Genomic DNA, 18,574 nt, shown 5'->3' with positions numbered 1-18,574 from the left:
TGCAATATGCACATTTTATTCGGAATTCATATCCGAACGCAAGTCCATTAGCTTATTTCCAAAAGAAACGGCTGGTCAGGTTCCCCTGATCCAGCCGTTTTTTGATTATTTTAATATTACATTATCGATTAGTATTGCCGTATCGTAGATACTGTCTCCTTGATCCCAAACATGGAACCGAAGCACAATGGAGCCCTTGCCGGCAAATTGGCTGACATCAAATTGTACATGCTTCCAATTCGTCATGTATGTTGTATGATCCCCGCCGTAGAAATCAATCGCTACTTTGTTCTCTTCAATCCAATAGGCCGTGGATTCATTAATCGATTCAGCCCCGATAATAACAGAATCATTACCATAGACACTGGACGTCACTGTATTGCCGCCATTCATGTGAGAAGTAATGAGGGAAGCCGTATTAATGTATACACTGGAAGTTACCGTTGCTCGGAACGTGTCATTGAATTTGCTTCCAACGAATTCCTTAGGCTCCTCAGAAATGAAATTGTAATCGAACGATAGGGTTGTTGCACCCGCCGGAACAATGAAACTTTGCTCGATATAACTATCTGAATTGTAGTCATATCCTCCTTGATCATTGTTTTCATACCCAAGGCCAGTGCTGATAATAGCCATGTAGTTCCCCTCTGTCGGTTTAAGCGGTCCCAGCTTGGAGATCACCCGAACATCGCCGTTTCCATTCCAGCCGGTCCAAGTTCCGTTTTCAAAGGTTCCGTTGATGACCCCTTCGGTCTTAGTGCCAATGCTGCTTCCTTTCATGAAGAATGCTGCCAACCCATCGTTTGCTCCATGGGCAGCCACTGCTGCTTGAAAGGCTTTTTCGGTTGTCATGTTCTCATCGTTTAAAGCGGTAAATACGGATTTAGCAATAGCTTGATCATATGCAAGCTTTACATAATCGGTATATCCATAATAAGTGCCAGCACCATTGTTGATGAAGGCATCTGCCATGGAATCGTTGTACGCGCTGCGGCAGCTGCCATTATATACGATGGTATCAGGAAGCATATCGTTGTACCGTGTAATAAAAGACGGTGTAATAGCATAATAACCGGATATAATAGCCAATCTTCCCTTTTTCAAGTCCAACTCATAGGTCTTTTTGCTCTCTGTCGTTGCCTTTTCTCCTGTCAGGAACATGACTTGCGGTCCAGCGTATTTGAAATCAATGCCGTATTTATTATGGAGCTTTTGAAGCACTTTTTCATCATAGTAAGTATCTCCGTGGGTATCCAAGACCACGACGCCATACTGATTCAGCCCTTTAAAGAAATTAACGCCCGCTGCGGTGTCCTTTACTCTTTCCACAAGGAAAGGGTAACTCGACTGGTCGAAGCTGTCATATACAGCGTCATATACAGTCGAAGATGGAAGTGTGCCGGAGAACGGAGAAATTACAGCAACCCGCTGGCTTCCTATGGTGGCCACGGTTTGTTCCACATTTTGCGTTAGCGCCTCAGCCGCCAATGCAGTACTGGACGCAGCCTCTTCTACGGTGCTGCTTAACCCTTTTGTATTCTCAGGAGCTGCGGATATCCCCCCTAGAATCCCGTTGTCCAGCAAATACCAGATGCTTCCTCCTTCACCCGAAATTCCAGCATGCTCTACTTCTGCTTGGGTTTGGAGCCAAGCCACAGTTTCTTCCTTTGCTTTTTGCAAATTACCATATGAAGTAGCCAGTTGATCAAGCTTACTCTGTGTATTATTTTCAATGATTTCCGTTTGTGCAAGCTGTTCATCCGTAAGATGCTTCATTACAGATAATTTAAAAACTGTGCTGCTTGGCACATCTCCCACAAACGCCTGCAGATTTATGTAACCCTCCGTACTTTCAGTCAATACTGCTTTGCCACTGTACAGCCCGTCTGCCTCAAGACTGTCTCCATGGGCTTCCAAACCGTCATCGTACAACGAAATGATTTGGGAAATCACTTTGCCGCTGTCATCTACTTGATAGACACTAGCGATTACCGTTCCTGCCGCATTAATCGATGAGCGGAATATAACTTCTGTTGGCTCTTCCACATAAATGGCATCTGAACTCTCCCCCTTCACCACAACCTGGAGAGCATTTGCCGGTGCCGGGGTTGCCGGTGTCGGTGTTGGTGTCGGTGTTGGTGTCACTGGTGCTGGGGTTGCCGGTGCTGGGGTTGCCGATGCTGGCGTTCCCGGACCTGAAGCTCCCGGCGCTGGTGCTGTCACAGAGGTCCCGCGGTCAGTTGTTGCCGGGGTGGCAGTCGGTGTTACCTCAGGACTCTTGCCCTTATTAACCTCTTCAGCCAGAAGCAGTTTGGATTTCTCGACATATACTGACTTATTGGTTTTGAACTCATAAGCCAGACGAGCCAGAGCCTGGCGCTCCGCATGCTCTTTGGGTTTGAATTTCAGGGTGCCGTCACTGCCTTGGACCCCGTTGATGAAACCATTTTTGAAGGCAAGGGATACTTGCGCTTTTGCCCATTCGGACACCTCTGAGATATCTGACAGCTTGCTATCAACCGGAAGCTTCTTCGCTGTTTCATCCAATTCGAAAGCTCGGATGAAAAATACGACCAGCTCTTCACGGGTGACATTTGCATTAGGACTGAAGGTGGTCGCCGATGTCCCCTCCGTAATGCCTGCCTTTACCAATGCACCTACATAACCGCTATACCAACTGTTCGCGGCAACGTCTTTAAACGGTGCGGCTTGATCAGCATTTGCTTCTAGACCTAACGACAGGACTATGATTTTCGCCAGTTCGGCACGTGACATAGCCTTTTTCGGTTTAAAAGAGTTATCTTCATACCCTGAGATTATTCCTGCTTCAGTTAATGAATGAATCTCCTTTTGCGCATAAGAGCCTGTGATGTCTTTGAACTGCGCGGCCTCACCAAACACCATATGTGGCGTAAGAGTGCTTACTAATAGGGCAAACACAATCATCAGACTGAGTTTACGGCGTGCTGCTTGGAATAACATTGTTTCTTCCCCCTTCTTACTCTAAAAATATCAATGAGTCCGTCGTCCTAGTGAGTTCCAAGGATGGCATTTTACACCATTATTCGACAACTTCTTGATTCTACAATAGGACCAGGGTAATTTACAATGTCTATTGCATAAAAAAAATAGATATATTTGTAGACTGGAGATTAAATGGAAAAAAAGAGACCATCGAGTATAAGCTTGGATTGATGGCGATTTAATCTTTTATCGTATTATTCTTCACATGCACTAAGATTTTACAATGATAAGCTTAATAATGTATGCCTTATGACACTTTAGGAGGTTATATAATGAGCAAGTACGACGAAGCCATGAAGCTGCTGGAAGAACAAGCGGGTAACAAGGACGGCCTAATCTCATTGTCCACCATCGCGCTGGAACCGGGGGCCAATGGCAAAAGCCGTCCCGCCGCCCGCATTGTGGACGCATATTATGAGGACGGCGCGTTCTACACCGTCACTTACGCGACCTCAGGCAAGATGCAGCAGATCGCCCAAAACCCCGAAGTTGCTGTTTGTATCATCGTCGAAAACTTTACGGCCGATGGTATCGGTGAAAACTTGGGCTGGGTATGTGACGAGAAAAACGCGGAGATGATGAAAAAGCTGCGCACAATATTCGCCGGGTGGTATAACGAAGCCAATAACGACGAAGACCCTAACACATGCCTGCTGCGCATTCGCCTGACAAAGGGCCTGTGGAATGACGCCCATAAAGGGATCAGAAATGAGATTGATTTTATCAATAAGACGGCAAATTAAGTGGTCTGTTGTAGATTCAACGATAAGGGGATTTCTGCTGAAAAGCAGTCGGCCTCTCCAAAAGACTTTTCCTTACTTCTGACACGTTCACTGCGATGGTTGAAGCGACAGGTTTTAGAGCCGCCCGGTTCTGGGCGGCTCTTTCTTGTTCTTTTATGTTAAGCTGAACGATTAGCAAGGAAGACAGCGTCATCCCTTTGGCTACCTACACAATCTCTTTATTAAAATGTCCTCTCGTGTCTGTTTCCTGATTAAAGACTGCATTATTCATAGAGCCATTTAATTTGCCTGAGGCCATATTAATGACTTCCACAACCTGCTCTTTGGATTCAACTGTAAAGTTTAATCTGAGCGCCTCAATTCCTTGGATATCTTGTAGCTCATCTAAAAGATTAAGCGTCTTCCCGTTAAGGAGAGTCGTTGTACAATCATCATGGGAAATGATAGGGAACGTTCCGTGCTCATCTTTTAACTCATAGCTCTTCGTTTTGCAAATTCTGCATTGATTCATTTTTTTCATCGGACAATATTTCGTAAACATCAAAGGAGCCCTGCCATATACAATCATTTCCAGTGCAGGATAGCCGTCATTTTCTTTAACATAGGCATTCATTAAATCTTCAATTTGGCTTTTATTCAATTCATAAGATAAAGTGACTCGCTTTGCACCTAATTTATATAATTCATAGCAACTAGTGGCATTAATAACATTTAGAGAATAGTCCGTAACAAACGGGTTTGTTTCTCTATAGTGATTAATCCCCCCATATCCTCCAATTAGTAGCTGTCCTTCTTGTTCCTTATAATCATTCTGATTTCTTCTAACCACATTTTCGTAATAGATTTCCTTAATTCCACAGCTCACGCAAGCATCATACTGTTCCTTAGTCGTTACAGAGGCCGTAAGGTATGGTTTTCCAGGGGCAAAGCTTATTTTTTCTTTTGCTTCCAAAGCCTTGGTTCTTTTCTGCTGGCTGTTAAGCTTTAAGTCATACAAGCCCAGTACAATATCTCTTCTTGCGGCATTTAACAGTTTAGCTGGAATAAATGCATTGCATTCCTCATACTCAACATGATTAAGTTCGAATATCGTATCATTTAATCTTGAGAATTGCTTGATGACCTGGTCTTTTGTTGTTGGATTATTAATGGCTTCGCCCAGTATTTCCTCGCTTTCATAGGAATAATTAAAGCCTAAGCCTTCCGCATCTATGAAAAGCTTTGAATCTGGACATGCATATACACTAATATCGAGGTCAAACCGCTTAAATTCTTTTTCCAGTGATGCTTCTAATTCTTTGTTATAGAAATAATCCTTCGTTTTATATACTAAATCTCCCTTAGACATCTTTTCTTTGATTTTGATATAGCAGACATCCTCTGCTTTGTTGATTAATTCGCCATCTTTATCGTACAGTTTGGCAACCGTTAAATTAACATCTTCATTGTTGTGACTGATTCGAATGGTATCGTTCTGATTTAAAGGACGTGTAAGTGTTATTTCATACATGTCTTTAACAATCCCGCTGATTGTTCCAATTTCATAACCAAAGTTATTAGGTTTTAAGATGTTTGTAATATTTCTCCTGTCTTCGTGAAACAAATACCCTTTAGTAAATGTTCTATTGAATGTTTTTTTCAAATTTTCTTTGTCTTCTTCGGTTATTTTATGATCTAAGGCCTTGCGATATTTGGATACAACATTAGCAACATACGTAGGCGCCTTCATTCGGCCTTCTATTTTTAAAGAATCGATTTCTTTTAAATCATGGATATAATCGATGGTGTTCAAGTCCTTAGTAGATAGAATATAGCTTTTCCCTAAAGATGTATCTGTTGTCTTATCGATTAGTTCATACTCCTTACGGCATGAACCCACACATCTTCCGCGATTTGCGCATCGATTGCCGAGCAATCCTGACATTAGACAATTCCCCGAATAAGATACACATAAAGCACCGTGAACGAAAATTTCTAAAGGGATTTCAGCTATTCTTTTGATCTCTTTTACTTTTTCAATCTTGACCTCACGGGACAGAACAACTCTTTTCGCACCAAGTTCTTTAAATAATAAAGTTCCGTCTACATCGTCTATTCCCATTTGAGTTGAACAATGTGCTTCCATATCAACAAAGTTTTTAACGATATAATCGAAAGCAATCAGGTCCTGGACAATAATGCCATCAACACCGATTTCATTTAATTCCTGTATCTGCACTTTCATCTCTTCAACTTCGTTTTCGAAAACGATGGTATTCATGGCAACATAGATTTTAACGTTCCTCAGGTGCGCATACGTAACAGCCTCTTTTAACGTTTCTAAATCAAAATTAGACGAGTATGCACGTGCACCAAATTTTTGCATTCCTAAGTATATTGCATCACAACCATTAGATATTGCAGCTTTTAAAGCTTCCATATTTCCTGCTGGAGCTAGTAATTCAGTCATTTCTTCCTCCTTATGACCCATAAATCAAAAAAATTTGTAGTTACTTGTGATACGGTTCAGCGCTTTGTCTGTAACGGCAAGTTTTGCATGCCGCTCCCGTTTAAATTAATAAGATTATTAGAAAATCAAATTTCAGACTATTACCATTAATCATAAAATAAGAACTATACTTAAGCTGCAGCAAAACGCACAAGCCAATGGCTTGTGCGCTTGTTTTAAATGACCTCATTTGCTCTGAGCGACGTATCTCATAATAATTCTTTAAGTACATTTTCGCCACGCGTATCTTCTCATCATTAGCGTCACGAAGCATACCTACAATATCCTGAATATCGCTCTCAGCTGAGGTAACCATAAACTCTTCACTCCTCATAGGGGTCTAGATATGACGGTAATCTACCGAACGATATGGAAGAACAACGATAACGTTAATGCTTGGCAGCGCTTATATACAAAATGTCTTCCTACATTTGGATATAAGTGCCTATCATTTCCAAGTAGCAAACATTTAATTTTACATAAGTATGAGCGAGCATCTGGCGCATTGATTAGCAGCCTTAAAAGAGCCTCCACTAAAATCGAAGTGGAGGCTCTTTTTACATTTTTGTTATTTCAATGTGTTGGCTTTCAACCGTTATGCTGTGCAGTTGAAGTCATTTAAACTAATATTGAGTTCTGTTCTCCGCTTTACCACTATTTATGATACGGTTCCCCCCGATTGATCTTCACCGCGCGATACACCTGCTCCACCAGCACCAGGCGCATGAGCTGATGAGGCAGCGTCATGCGCCCGAAGCTCATGCGTTGCTGCGCGCGTCGCATGACCTCGTCGGAGAGCCCGTGGCTCCCTCCGATGACGAACACGACATGGCTCGTCCCGTAGGTGCCGAGCCGGTCAATTTCTGCGGCAAGCTCTTCCGAGCTCCACAGCTTGCCGTCGATCGCGAGCGCAATGACATGCGCCTCGCTCTTAATCTGCGCGAGGATGCGTTCGCCCTCGCGTCCCTTTACCTGCACGACCTCTGCTTCGCTTAGAGAATCGGGTGCTTTTTCATCTGCCACCTCAATGACCTGAAACTTCAGGTATGGTGTCAGCCGTTTTGCATACTCCGCGATGCCATCGATCAAGTACTTTTCCTTCAATTTTCCTACGCCAATAATTTGAATAAGCATAAGTGCCTCCTGTCATAATCCTCTATAGAAATAGCAAAAGGACGCGCACTGGGCGTCCCTTGTAGTTTTAGTAAGTACCTTCTGTTCTATCACATATTTGGTGGAAAAGAAACGACAATTAAAACGACCTACTCTTGCGCAGTCCCTAAATGTCCTATTTTTCATGCAATCTATGGATCTCCTGATCCCACGTATTCCTAGATTGCCTGAATCTAGAATTTCATGTATTCCTGGTCCTCAGCAGGTTCAATCCATCCCTACTTACTATCTTCCTGCTCCTCCATCACAAAATCCGGTTTCCCCCCAGCTTCATAAGCGCTCAATATAGAGTCCAGCAAGCCTGGGAAACGTGCATTAAGATCCTCAGTCCGCAGGGACAACATGCGCTGTGTTCCTTGAACTCGTGTAAAAACAACCCCTGACTCGCGCAAAGTACGGGCATGGTGAGACATGGTGGATTTTGCGATCGGGACGTTGAAGCCGTTGCAAGCCTGTTCTCCATTTAAGTGAATATCCGATACAATATGTAAGCGAATCGGATCGCTGAGTGCATACAATACGGAGGCAAGCTGAATGTCCTTGCGATCCGGATGAAATAGTATTTTCACGGATGATTATCCCCTTTTGTCGTACAATGAATGCGAAAAAAATATTTTTGTTCCTAATTGCATTTTATATCAACGCATGCTATATTTCAATTGTTCGTAAGTAATCGAACTATTAAACAATAATAAAAGGAGTGCTTCGCACATGACTTCAGTAAATAACCTCTCCGCGAATGGGGATCATGAAGCCTCCGTTCCGGAAGCGCCTCTTCCACGAGAAGGCCTGCTGACCCTGCTGTTCAGTGTCGCTGTGGTTCTCGTCATCATGAATACGGCTATGTTCAATCTGGCGCTGCCTGATGTGACCGAAGCCTTCGGGATTACGGCTGCGTCCGCTTCTTGGATTGTCACCGGGTATTCCATTATGTTCTCGATTGCCTCAATCACGTACAGCCGGCTTTCTGATTTTCTGCCAATTCGCCGTCTGTTAGTTATAGGCTTGTTGACGCTGGGCCTCGCGGCTGTTGCCGGATTTTTCAGCACCAACTTTATCTTCCTGCTTATCGTACGCATTCTCCAGGCCTCAGGCGCGGGCGCAGTAATGTCCTTGTCGCTTGTCCTGTTTACCCGCTATATCCCGCAAGCCCGCCGCGGCAAAGCAATGGCGACAATTATGTCAGCCGTCTCGCTGGGTCTAGGGCTTGGGCCGGTCGCGGGCGGAGCCATCGTCGAATATCTCGGCTGGATTTGGCTATTCTCTGTAACGGCAGCTATTCTGCTTCTAGTGCCGCTGTTCCTTATCCTGCTGCCCAAAGAAGTACCCACCCGCGGCTCCTTTGATGTGCTTGGCGGGCTGTTCTTGGGCGTCGGCACGACCGGGCTCCTGCTGTTCCTGACCAGCGGGCTGTGGATTGCCTTGATCGCCGGAATTGTCGCCATTGCTTTATTTGTTGGCCGTATCCGCAGCACACCTGATCCATTCGTGATGCCGGAGCTTTTCCGTAACCGCTCATATCTCGTGTTGGCTCTGATCGGAGTTGCCTCCTACCTGTGCAGCTTTGCCACGTTATTCCTGCTGCCGCAGATTCTGACTCACCGTTTCGGCTTCAGCGCAAGCCATGCCGGGCTTGTGATCTTTCCCGGTTCGCTGCTCGCCATCTTTGTCTCCCGCTCCGTCGGGCGAATCATTGACCGTTATGGCAATGCGGGAATTTTGCGTTTTGCACCATTGCTCGTCTTGACCGCTACCATCCTATTCGCTTTCTTTGCTGGGCGGTCATGGATTGCCGTCATGTTCATCTATATGATTATGAGTCTGGCCTTCACGACACTGTCCAGTAGTGTATCCAATGAAATCTCTCGGATACTGCCATCTTCGCAAATCGGCTCTGGGATGGGCCTGTTCCAGCTGCTGCAATTCTTCAGCGGCGCCTTCAGCGTGGCTATGGCCGCAAGCGCTCTGGAATGGCAGCGCGGACTGCCGCTTTCTGCAGCCTACTCCAATATCTACTGGGGACTCTCTATTGCCGCATTGATCGCCATCATCTCAGCTATTCTCTACCGCCGAGGCAACCGAAGCAGCTCGCTGACCGACATAGTAGATGCAGCAGATGCATAAGACCTAATTGGCTAACACATATATTATTTCATGCAAAAAAACACCCTGCGGCCCATTTCCGGGACTGCAAGGTGTTTTTAATAAATTTTAACAGTCCTTTAGACCACTAAATATTCCGCATTCTTCTCACATTCCGCACATTTGGCCGGCGGGTCCCAGTCCGAGAACTCGGTCTCCTTCAAGTCCACAATATCAGGTGCATCCTCATACTCGTCCACAAATTTGTCGATGGCTAACTCTACATGTTCTTTACATACTACATACATTCAACCAAGCATCCCTTTCTGTGCCGCTGCGGCCTAATACTCCTTCTATTGTTCTACCATACTTCCCACGAAAATGGAACTCCTATCTATCCATTCCAGCAATCTGTTCATCCATTGTCTATATTCTTGCCCTACCGAAAAAAAAGATTCCTCCCACCCCAAACGGGCAAAAGGAATCTCTTCACTAATCTCTCTCTAATTTCTATAAATGTTATCTACAAACTCTCCATCTTACCCTAGAAACTCCACTGGACGATCCAGCTCATACAATCTGCGGTAACGTGGTTCTTTTTCCATCAGCTCCGCATGGGTTCCACGCATTTCTACCGAGCCATTTTCCATAAAAATCACTTCATCCATCTGCTCCGCACCAACCAAATGATGCGTTACCCAGATCAGAGATTTACCGTTCATAGCTTCAAACATCGTCTGCAAAAGATCACGCTCCGTGCTTGGGTCCAACCCTACGGTCGGTTCGTCAAGAATGACGACAGGTGTATTTTGCAGCAAAATACGAGCTAACGCTATCCGCTGACGCTCTCCACCGGAGAAACGTTGCCCCGCTTCACGGACAAAGGTATTGTATCCCTCTGGTAACGAGGAGATCAGCGTATCCATTTTGGCTAATGCGCCAGCTTCTTTAATCGCTTGTTCGGAAGCCTTCGGATCACCCATGCGAATATTGTTCGCTACCGTAGTATCAAATAAGTGTGGGCTTTGATTTAGCACCGCTATAATAGACGGAATGTTATCGCCATAGGCAGCCGCCGCGATTCCATTAATCATAGCCGAACCTGCAGAAGGTTGGATAACCCCTTGAATAGCCTTTAACAACGTCGATTTCCCTGCCCCGCTACGGCCAATGATGGCAATTTTTTTGCCTTGTGGGATGTCGAGGCTGAGATCACGAACCGACCAGTTATCCTCTGATCCATAGCGGTAACCCACATTTTCGAGCTTGATATGAGCGATTTTTATGGCCTGAGGTAGAACATCGACTACAGATGCCTGTTCGGAAACTATATTCTGCTCTTCTCCGACCACTCCAGACAACCGCTCCAGCGAGTTACGGTACTGCGGGATTTTCTCCACAGCTTCGGATACTGGCAAAAAAGCATCTGCTACAGGAAAAACAACCAAGACAAATGCCGCAATCAACGTACCTGCAATAGCACCATCCGCATACTCCCCGGCGGCCCAATATAACATCGAAAGCACGCCAACTCCAACAACTGCTTGCCCGATGAACGCACGTAGACGCGCCCAGCTGCGCAGCGCTGCATCCGTTTTGGCCACTTTTTTCTCATCTGCTTCATAGGTCTCCACGAACTGGCTTTGCCGTCCACTAATGACCCAATCGCCCATACCGAGAACGGCGTCAGTCAGCTTTTGATAGAGGCGATTACGCTCTACCTTCACTTCACGTTGACGTTTCTGGGTGAACAACAAAGAGATAAGCGGCAATACCACGACCAACACCAAAATATACAAAGCCATTAATAACGCAAAACCGATATCAAAGGTGCCCAACGCAATCACTGCAACCCCGTAGATCAATAAAGCAATAACACTTGGAAATACAGTTCTCAGATATACATTTTGCAAATATTCGATGTCATCAGCTAACATCCCGAGAATATCCCCAGTACGGAAACGCGACGACAGGAACAAGGCCTGTGGCTCCAAAATATTGTACAGGCGCACACGCATTTTAGAAAGAATCCGTAAAATGGTGTCATGCCCAATCAGCCGTTCCACGTAGTGAATGACTGCTCGGCTTGTTCCGAACGTACGTACACCAACAATCGGCACGTAGATCATCAGGATATTTTCGACCGGTGTAGACGCTTTTGAGATCAGAAATCCTGAAGTATACATCAATGAAGAGGCTGTAAATATCGTCAACGCCCCAAGCACAATAATTAGCACAAAACGCCAAAAATACGACGATACATAGGGAGCAAACCATCCTTCACGTTTCAATGGATTCCCTCCAATTGCGACCCAATCAACTCATAATACGCACCCTTGCGGGCAAGTAACTCCTGATGGGTACCGATTTCTGCCACTTGGCCTTGCTTCATTACTACAATAATGTCCATATCTAGCATCCAGTGCAGGCGATGGGTAGCCAGAAAGACCAGCTTTCCTTCAAAAAGAGGCACCATCGTCTCCTTCAGCTCATATTCCGTTTCAATATCCAGATGCGCCGTTGGCTCATCTAGAAGCATAATTGGACGGCTGCTAAGCAGTGCCCGGGCTAATGCCACCCGTTGCTCCTGGCCACCGCTGAACGAACGGCCGCCGCCACCAATCATCTCATCTAAACCATGCGGAAGAGTATCCACCAGCCCCGATAAACCAGTAGCTTTCACTGCCGCGGCAACAGCTTCCATAGAAGCCTCAGGGTAATAAAAACGTATATTATCAGCTAACGTACCGCTAAAAATATACGGACGCTGAGGGATATACGAGGTCTGTTTTCGCCAAGCCTCATCCGTTAATGCACTAACCGTTGTACCGTTAACTGTGATACTTCCTGAAGTAGGATGTAAGAAGCCACCTAATATATCCACTAAAGTAGATTTACCGGCCCCGCTCTCTCCGATAATCCCAATTTTGCTAGCTCCTTTAAATTGTAGGTTCAGCGCTTCCAGCGAAGAAAGCCCTGCTTCCTCATACTTCATGCTAACGTCATTTAATGTGAGCACGCTATTTTCATGCCAAGTGAATATTTGTTCCGATGTTTTTGCTGCAGAACCGACAGATAGATTACCGTTTGGACCGATTACTTCAGCCTTCACCTCATCTTGATCTATAATGCTCTTCATTGCTTCAGCGGCTTCTTTCCCATCCAAGGTGGCATGGAAATCTGAACCCACCAATCTTACAGGCAGGAAGTATTCCGGAGCCAAGATTAGAATCGTTAAGCCTGTAACCAATGTCATTTGTTCATTTACAAGCCGCAAACCAAGACTTACCGCTACAGATGCTACAGACAGCATAGTGAAGAAATCCAAGGCGAACGATGACAAAAAGGCCACTCGCAGCGTACGCATCGTCGCCGAGCGGTAACGATCGCTGACCGTAGCAATGCTGTCGCTATGACTTCGGCTGCGCCCTAGAAATTTTAAAGTTTCTAGTCCACGTAGTGAGTCTACGAAATGATTAGATAATGTACGATACGATTTCAATTGCCGATCCATTTGCTTACGGGCCGTCATCCCAATCAAAATCATAAAAACAATAATAATCGGCATAGTTACCGTAAGAATAATCCCGCTCGTAGTGTCCATCGTAAAGACGTAAATAAGCACCAAGATCGGTGTAACAGACATCCCTACCATTCTAGGAATGATCGCTTCCAGATACGTGCGGAATTTAGTTACGCCTTCCAGCACTAGTGTAACAAGATCCCCGGTTCCACGCCCGCCCACCATTCTAGGGCCAAGCTGGAAGAGCTTGTCCATCATTTCCCTCCGCATAGTGCTGCCCGTTGCTTCCGCGAAGCGGTAAGAGACACGGCTCATCAGCATAGCACAAGCATGGCGCACAAGAAATGCAAGAAGGAACAATAGCGCAGTGCCCCATTGTTCCTTCAGAGGTTCTCCCGCAAATAGCGCAGAGATGACTTCTGCCAGCGATTTAGCCAGCAGAAGTATGGACAAGCTTTGCACCAGGGTAAGGAAGCCTACAATCAGAAAGACTGGCTTAACTCCTTTATACCCAAGCAAGTTTTTATCCATTAGTATTCAAGATGCTCCTTCTCGTGAACCCGTTTATGAAAGACAAAGTAACTCCAAATTTGATATCCCAATACGAACGGAAGGATGGTCAGTGCCACAATCGTCATTACCTTCAAAGAGTAATGGCCCGAAGCCGCATTAGTAATCGTCAAATTAAAAGCTTGATCAATTGAACTAATCATAACACGCGGGAACAATCCTACAAAGATAGAAGTTACCGAAAGCGCCATTACCGCTCCTGTCATTCCAAAAGCGTAGCCATCCTTCTTCTTCGTCATGAAGTAACCGGACAGTACAAAGGCGATAACTCCCAGGGCTACAATAATCATAAGAACCGTTCCACGTTGCTCGAAAATATCCGTCATATTATAAGTCATAATCACAAAAGCAGTAAATAAAGCTGCGAGCGGTATTAGCAATTTTTGAGCCAACTTGCGAGCGCGAGCCTGTAGATCACCCACTGTACGCAGTGTTGTGAACATGAGACCATGCACCAGGCACAGAAGGACAACAGTAAGCCCTGCTATTACAGTGTACACATTCACGATATCTGTGAACCCTGCATACATTTGCATATCCCCATCAATAGGCAACCCTTTGATAAAGCTTGCAAATACTACTGCCAAGAGGAATGGTGGCAGGAAGCTACCGATAAAGATACAAGCATCCCAAGTTCTTTTCCAAGCTAATGAATCACGTTTACCTCTGAATTCAAAAGCGACACCACGCGCTATCAGAGCTAATAAGGCAAATACAAAAGGAATATAGAATCCACTAAACAGCGTTGCATACCACTCCGGGAAAGCCGCAAACATTGCACCCGCAGCTGTGATAAGCCATACCTCATTCCCATCCCAGAAGGGTCCGATCGAGTTAATCAGAACACGGCGTTCTGTATCATTTTTAGCGAGAATTTGTGTTTCCATCCCTACGCCGAAATCGAAACCCTCCAGGAAGAAGAACCCTATAAACAGAACTGCAATCAGCACAAACCACAATTCATTAAGAGATATCATGGGAACCCTCCTCGTTATATGGATCATTCGAATCGCCGTGATCGTTATCCATCGCATAAGGACCTTTTTTAATCACTTTAATAAACAATCCGACCAACACTAATCCTAGAATTAAATAAATCGTTGTAAAAGAAATCACGGAGAACAGAACTTGACCACTTGTAATATTAGGCGACACACTGTCTTCCGTTGTCATCAGTCCGAATACCGTCCATGGCTGACGCCCGAATTCGGTCATAACCCAACCGGCTGTATTCGCAATCGGAGGAAGCAACAAGCCCCATAACATAAACCGCATGAACCAAGTGTTCGGACGATCCATTTTTTTGCGCCACATTAAGTACATAGCGTACATTCCCAATACAATCATTAACGTTCCTGCTAGAACCATGATCCGGAAACTCCAGAATGTCGTACGTACAGGTGGAATATAGTCACCGGGGCCATAGGTTTGCTCATACTCCGCTTGCAGCTCAAGCATACCTTTAACTTCACCGGAAAATTTACTGTATGAAAGGAAACTCAGCATATAAGGAATTTGAAATTCTCCAGTACTGATTTGATTCTCTGGATCAATGTTTGCCCATACGGTCCAAGGTGCCGGGTCACCACTCTTACCCCACAGTCCTTCGGAAGCTGCCATTTTCATTGGTTGAGTTTCAACCAAATATTGCGCTTGGGCGTGACCAGCAACAGCTACACCAATAGAAGAAATAATCCCTACGATGGCTGCAATCTGAAAAGACTTCTTAAAGAAAGAAACCTCTTGTTTCTTCAATATTTTATAAGCACTAATACCAGTTACAAGAAAAGCACCTGTTGCATAAGCAGCCAGTACGGTGTGTGGGAATTCAACCAGCAATTGTCCGTTCGTAATAAGCGCGAAGAAATCATTCATTTCTGCACGTCCATTATTTATCTCAAAACCCACAGGATGCTGCATAAAAGAGTTAGCCGCTAGAATCCAGAATGCAGATAACATCGTACCGAATGCTACCAGCCAGATGGACAGTAAATGTACTCGCTTGGACACCTTATCCCAGCCGAATATCCATATCCCAATAAAAGTAGACTCCAGGAAAAAGGCTGCCAATGCCTCAACTGCAAGTGGAGCCCCGAATACATCACCAACAAAACGTGAATAATCCGACCAGTTCATCCCGAACTGAAATTCCTGCAATATCCCTGTAACTACCCCTACTGCAAAATTGATGAGGAATAGCTTTCCCCAGAACTGCGCCATTTTTTTGTACTCTTCATTACCTTTTCTAACGTACATTGTCTCCATGATTGCAATCAAGAGCGCTAGTCCGATTGATACCGGTACAAAGAAATAGTGGAATATTGTCGTCGACGCAAATTGTATACGCGACAGCATTACTGTATCCATATTTGTCCCTTCCTTCTCCCCTTTTCGTTAATTATATTCTGTCAAAAATTTAAACTTCTTTTTGTGATAAATGTCACATAAAAATAGTCATTTAACGGTGAAATTCAAATGATTTGTGACAAAGATCACAATTTAGCATAAAGAAAGCAAAAAAAATAAGACGGTTTACCCGTCTTGAGTGGTTCGTCGTTCTATAAATGCTTGACTCATTTAGGTATTGGTTAGATAGAAATACCCTTCTTGAGCGATTTGAGATCGCCATTCGAATTAAGCAATTGGGGTAGCATCTTCGTGCTGCGAACCATTGGAGAGTCACATAGACGGCAAGAAGGCGCATGTTCAAATGCGAAATTATCCCTCATCCATCCGTTGCATCCCTCATTGGTACATGCCCAAATTGCGGTATTTTCTTCCGGTATTTCTTCCAAAGGTTTCTTCCGGTAGTTCATTGCCGTTCCTCCCATCCTGTAAGTCAATAGTGAGTAACTAGATATAAAAAGACCGTCCCAACTTTCACAAGCTGGGACGGTTTCTTCTATTATTACAGTTTTACAACGTTTTCGGCTTGTGGTCCACGGTTGCCTTGAACAACGTTGAATTCAACGCGTTGGCCTTCGTCCAAAGTTTTGAAGCCGTCGCCAGTGATTGCGCTGAAGTGAACGAATACGTCGCTTCCGCCTTCAACTTCGATAAATCCGAATCCTTTTTCTGCGTTGAACCATTTAACTGTACCTGTTTGCATGTGTGTTACCTCCACAAATTTAAATTAATATGTTCTTTTTATCTTCAAACAAAGAAAAAATTCACACATTGAAAAAGGTTGTATTACCGAATATGACAGCCCTTTTCAATGCGAGAATTAGGGACTAAATGTATGATTGATATCATATTACCACACCTGATTAGCAAAGGCAAGCAAGCATCCGAATATATCCGGTTTTGCCCTAATAAGTATTACCTTCCAATGTAAGGGCTGCCACTTAGTGTTTATTCCCTAAATAGATCCTTTTTCTGGCATAATTATCATGGTTTTAGAAAAATAGCTTTTCCAAAAACGTTACTTTTATCCGCTTTTTCAAGAAGGTACCCCCTCGGAATCGAAGGGGTAGTCCGCTCTACTTGTCGCAACTGCTATATCATTATATACCGACTTCCAGCATATTATTCCTGTGGTTTTTCAAGAAGTTTAACTGTTGCCTGTTTGGCCTCGCCGTTTCGATAGTAAGTAATTTTCAGATCATCACCGATCTTCGTATGATTATATAAGTACTTGCGAAGAGAAAGGGTAGATATGATGGATTGATCATTAAATTTGGTAATGACATCATTGAATTGCAGTCCAGCTTCCTTCGCAGGGCCAACGGCCTCTAGAACAACTACTCCATCCTTAACACTGTTCGGCAGGTTCAATTCATTGCGTTGATCTTCTGCTAGTGGAACGTACGGATTGTTCAAATCAACTGAATATACACCCAAGTACGAACGGGCAATATGTCCTTTTTCAGCCAGCTCATTAGCGATATCTATCACATGATTCGCAGGAATTGCAAAGCCCAAACCCTCTACACCCGTGTCTGAAATCTTCATTGTGTTAATTCCGATGACCTTGCCATCCAGATCCACTAATGCGCCGCCACTGTTTCCTTCATTAATCGCCGCATCGGTCTGTATCACTTCTTGTTCCCAATCATATACGCCATCCTGATTAAGGGATACGGGAACCATCCGTTCAGTATAGCTAACAATTCCCGAGGTCAATGTATCGCCAAGTCCTAGCGGATTACCGATCGCAATGACCGTTTCACCTAGACGAAGCTTAGAGGAATCACCGAGCTGCGCGATGGTATCGATTCCTTTGGCATCAATAGAGAGTACCGCAATGTCGCTTACTTTATCCGTTCCAACGAGTGTTGCCTTACGAGTCTCTCCGTTCACTGTAACTACCTCGAGATTACCGGAGTCTTCGATGACATGATTATTAGTAATGATAAATGCTTTATTCCCTGTCTTTTTATAGATCACTCCTGAGCCTAGTGCAGACTCATCCAGAATGTTTAATTCTTCATTATCTTCTTTATGATTGATAATACTTACTACTGCAGGGCGAACCGTGGCAGCAGCTTGAATAATCCGGTCAAATGGATCACTGCTGCTTGGGGCAACATTTCCAGTTGCTACAACCGGCTTCTGAGCAGTCTCATGACTCATCTGGCCTGTAAACATACTGAATAACAAAACTGCCACCACAGCGCTGACTAAGGAGCAAACGGCGGATATTTGCCAGGTAGATAAACCCTTACGCGATCTGCGTACAGAATGTCTACGATTAGCAAACGATCCCTTTGATGCTTCATCCCCTCTGGACCGCGAAACTTTAGTTGAATAGAAATCATCATCAAACAATCCCACCGAAAATCTCCCCCTTCTATTGCCAAGCGTTCACTGTTGGTAAGACCTGAACCTATAGCAACCACGTCCGAACCAAACCTCTGTAACCATTAGACTCCAAATATCACTAAAAAGTTTCACTTTATCCATTAACCCCACAAGAGTTTCGATCAATCGTTAGATTATGATAATCTTTTAATATATCTTCTCTATTAG

General features: G+C 44.5%; 16 protein-coding genes. 2 read left to right on the top strand and 14 right to left on the bottom strand.

The window, feature by feature from the left end:
* Positions 1 to 105: 105 nt before the first annotated feature.
* The gene (locus tag MHH60_RS06890; RefSeq protein WP_076132889.1) at positions 106 to 2,982 is read right to left on the bottom strand and encodes an S-layer homology domain-containing protein; all 2,877 of its coding nucleotides are present in this window, start codon (positions 2,980 to 2,982) and stop codon (positions 106 to 108) included.
* A gap of 314 nt (positions 2,983 to 3,296) precedes the next feature.
* Here MHH60_RS06890 and MHH60_RS06885 point away from each other — a divergent pair, with 314 nt between their 5' ends.
* Positions 3,297 to 3,767, top strand: coding sequence for a pyridoxamine 5'-phosphate oxidase family protein (locus tag MHH60_RS06885; protein WP_076132891.1), 471 nt, complete (start codon positions 3,297 to 3,299; stop codon positions 3,765 to 3,767).
* A gap of 16 nt (positions 3,768 to 3,783) precedes the next feature.
* Here the strand turns inward: MHH60_RS06885 and MHH60_RS06880 are convergent, their stop codons facing one another.
* From MHH60_RS06880 to MHH60_RS06860, 5 genes are all read right to left on the bottom strand, one after another.
* Complete coding sequence (locus tag MHH60_RS06880; RefSeq protein ID WP_179088844.1) at positions 3,784 to 3,960, bottom strand: hypothetical protein; 177 nt, start codon at positions 3,958 to 3,960, stop codon at positions 3,784 to 3,786.
* 12 nt (positions 3,961 to 3,972) lie between these two features.
* Positions 3,973 to 6,216 (bottom strand): U32 family peptidase, encoded by a 2,244-nt coding sequence (locus tag MHH60_RS06875; RefSeq protein WP_076132893.1) that lies wholly within the window; start codon positions 6,214 to 6,216, stop codon positions 3,973 to 3,975.
* A 100-nt stretch (positions 6,217 to 6,316) separates the two neighbouring features.
* On the bottom strand, positions 6,317 to 6,571 hold the full coding sequence (locus MHH60_RS06870; protein ID WP_076132895.1) for a hypothetical protein: 255 nt from the start codon (positions 6,569 to 6,571) through the stop codon (positions 6,317 to 6,319).
* Positions 6,572 to 6,909: 338 nt separating this feature from the next.
* Positions 6,910 to 7,389 carry a 23S rRNA (pseudouridine(1915)-N(3))-methyltransferase RlmH gene (rlmH, locus tag MHH60_RS06865; protein WP_036677839.1) on the bottom strand — a complete coding sequence of 160 codons (480 nt, stop codon included), beginning with the start codon at positions 7,387 to 7,389 and terminating at the stop codon, positions 6,910 to 6,912.
* Positions 7,390 to 7,646: 257 nt separating this feature from the next.
* Positions 7,647 to 7,997 carry an ArsR/SmtB family transcription factor gene (locus MHH60_RS06860; RefSeq protein ID WP_076132896.1) on the bottom strand — a complete coding sequence of 117 codons (351 nt, stop codon included), beginning with the start codon at positions 7,995 to 7,997 and terminating at the stop codon, positions 7,647 to 7,649.
* Between the two features lie 142 nt (positions 7,998 to 8,139).
* On the opposite strand from MHH60_RS06860, the gene MHH60_RS06855 reads away from it, so the two are divergent.
* Positions 8,140 to 9,552 carry an MFS transporter gene (locus tag MHH60_RS06855; protein WP_076132898.1) on the top strand — a complete coding sequence of 471 codons (1,413 nt, stop codon included), beginning with the start codon at positions 8,140 to 8,142 and terminating at the stop codon, positions 9,550 to 9,552.
* 98 nt (positions 9,553 to 9,650) lie between these two features.
* On the opposite strand, the gene MHH60_RS06850 is transcribed toward MHH60_RS06855, so the two are convergent.
* The 8 genes from MHH60_RS06850 to MHH60_RS06815 form a co-directional block, all read right to left on the bottom strand.
* Complete coding sequence (locus MHH60_RS06850; RefSeq protein ID WP_063829780.1) at positions 9,651 to 9,818, bottom strand: CxxH/CxxC protein; 168 nt, start codon at positions 9,816 to 9,818, stop codon at positions 9,651 to 9,653.
* Positions 9,819 to 10,049: 231 nt separating this feature from the next.
* Positions 10,050 to 11,801, bottom strand: a complete 1,752-nt coding sequence (cydC, locus tag MHH60_RS06845) for a thiol reductant ABC exporter subunit CydC (RefSeq protein WP_076132900.1) — start codon at positions 11,799 to 11,801, stop codon at positions 10,050 to 10,052.
* Positions 11,798 to 13,564 (bottom strand): thiol reductant ABC exporter subunit CydD, encoded by a 1,767-nt coding sequence (cydD, locus tag MHH60_RS06840; RefSeq protein WP_076132902.1) that lies wholly within the window; start codon positions 13,562 to 13,564, stop codon positions 11,798 to 11,800. Before cydD ends, cydC begins: the two co-directional genes overlap by 4 nt.
* Positions 13,564 to 14,580, bottom strand: coding sequence for a cytochrome d ubiquinol oxidase subunit II (gene cydB, locus MHH60_RS06835; RefSeq protein WP_076132903.1), 1,017 nt, complete (start codon positions 14,578 to 14,580; stop codon positions 13,564 to 13,566). The genes cydD and cydB overlap by 1 nt, the downstream gene beginning before the upstream one ends.
* On the bottom strand, positions 14,567 to 15,970 hold the full coding sequence (locus MHH60_RS06830; protein ID WP_036677831.1) for a cytochrome ubiquinol oxidase subunit I: 1,404 nt from the start codon (positions 15,968 to 15,970) through the stop codon (positions 14,567 to 14,569). The genes cydB and MHH60_RS06830 overlap by 14 nt, the downstream gene beginning before the upstream one ends.
* 221 nt (positions 15,971 to 16,191) lie before the next feature.
* Positions 16,192 to 16,419, bottom strand: coding sequence for a cold-shock protein (locus MHH60_RS06825; RefSeq protein WP_036677829.1), 228 nt, complete (start codon positions 16,417 to 16,419; stop codon positions 16,192 to 16,194).
* Between the two features lie 92 nt (positions 16,420 to 16,511).
* Positions 16,512 to 16,712 (bottom strand): cold-shock protein, encoded by a 201-nt coding sequence (locus tag MHH60_RS06820; protein WP_019914582.1) that lies wholly within the window; start codon positions 16,710 to 16,712, stop codon positions 16,512 to 16,514.
* A 419-nt stretch (positions 16,713 to 17,131) separates the two neighbouring features.
* The gene (locus MHH60_RS06815) at positions 17,132 to 18,379 is read right to left on the bottom strand and encodes a S1C family serine protease (RefSeq protein ID WP_076124305.1); all 1,248 of its coding nucleotides are present in this window, start codon (positions 18,377 to 18,379) and stop codon (positions 17,132 to 17,134) included.
* Between the last annotated feature and the right edge of the window lie 195 nt (positions 18,380 to 18,574).

Source organism: Paenibacillus sp. FSL H7-0716 (genome assembly GCF_038002705.1).
Taxonomy (GTDB): domain Bacteria; phylum Bacillota; class Bacilli; order Paenibacillales; family Paenibacillaceae; genus Paenibacillus_AQ; species Paenibacillus_AQ odorifer.
Note: the sequence above shows the minus strand (reverse complement) of the source record. Positions and strands in the feature narration are given on the sequence as shown.

Excerpts from the sequence above, each read along its gene's own strand:
- MHH60_RS06890 (WP_076132889.1), bottom strand. The coding sequence starts at position 2,982 with ATGTTATTCCAAGCAGCACGCCGTAAACTCAGTCTGATGATTGTGTTT.
- MHH60_RS06885 (WP_076132891.1), top strand. The coding sequence starts at position 3,297 with ATGAGCAAGTACGACGAAGCCATGAAGCTGCTGGAAGAACAAGCGGGT.
- MHH60_RS06880 (WP_179088844.1), bottom strand. The coding sequence starts at position 3,960 with ATGACGCTGTCTTCCTTGCTAATCGTTCAGCTTAACATAAAAGAACAA.
- MHH60_RS06875 (WP_076132893.1), bottom strand. The coding sequence starts at position 6,216 with ATGACTGAATTACTAGCTCCAGCAGGAAATATGGAAGCTTTAAAAGCT.
- MHH60_RS06870 (WP_076132895.1), bottom strand. The coding sequence starts at position 6,571 with ATGGTTACCTCAGCTGAGAGCGATATTCAGGATATTGTAGGTATGCTT.
- rlmH (WP_036677839.1), bottom strand. The coding sequence starts at position 7,389 with ATGCTTATTCAAATTATTGGCGTAGGAAAATTGAAGGAAAAGTACTTG.
- MHH60_RS06855 (WP_076132898.1), top strand. The coding sequence starts at position 8,140 with ATGACTTCAGTAAATAACCTCTCCGCGAATGGGGATCATGAAGCCTCC.
- MHH60_RS06850 (WP_063829780.1), bottom strand. The coding sequence starts at position 9,818 with ATGTATGTAGTATGTAAAGAACATGTAGAGTTAGCCATCGACAAATTT.
- cydD (WP_076132902.1), bottom strand. The coding sequence starts at position 13,564 with ATGGATAAAAACTTGCTTGGGTATAAAGGAGTTAAGCCAGTCTTTCTG.
- cydB (WP_076132903.1), bottom strand. The coding sequence starts at position 14,580 with ATGATATCTCTTAATGAATTGTGGTTTGTGCTGATTGCAGTTCTGTTT.
- MHH60_RS06830 (WP_036677831.1), bottom strand. The coding sequence starts at position 15,970 with ATGGATACAGTAATGCTGTCGCGTATACAATTTGCGTCGACGACAATA.
- MHH60_RS06825 (WP_036677829.1), bottom strand. The coding sequence starts at position 16,419 with ATGAACTACCGGAAGAAACCTTTGGAAGAAATACCGGAAGAAAATACC.
- MHH60_RS06820 (WP_019914582.1), bottom strand. The coding sequence starts at position 16,712 with ATGCAAACAGGTACAGTTAAATGGTTCAACGCAGAAAAAGGATTCGGA.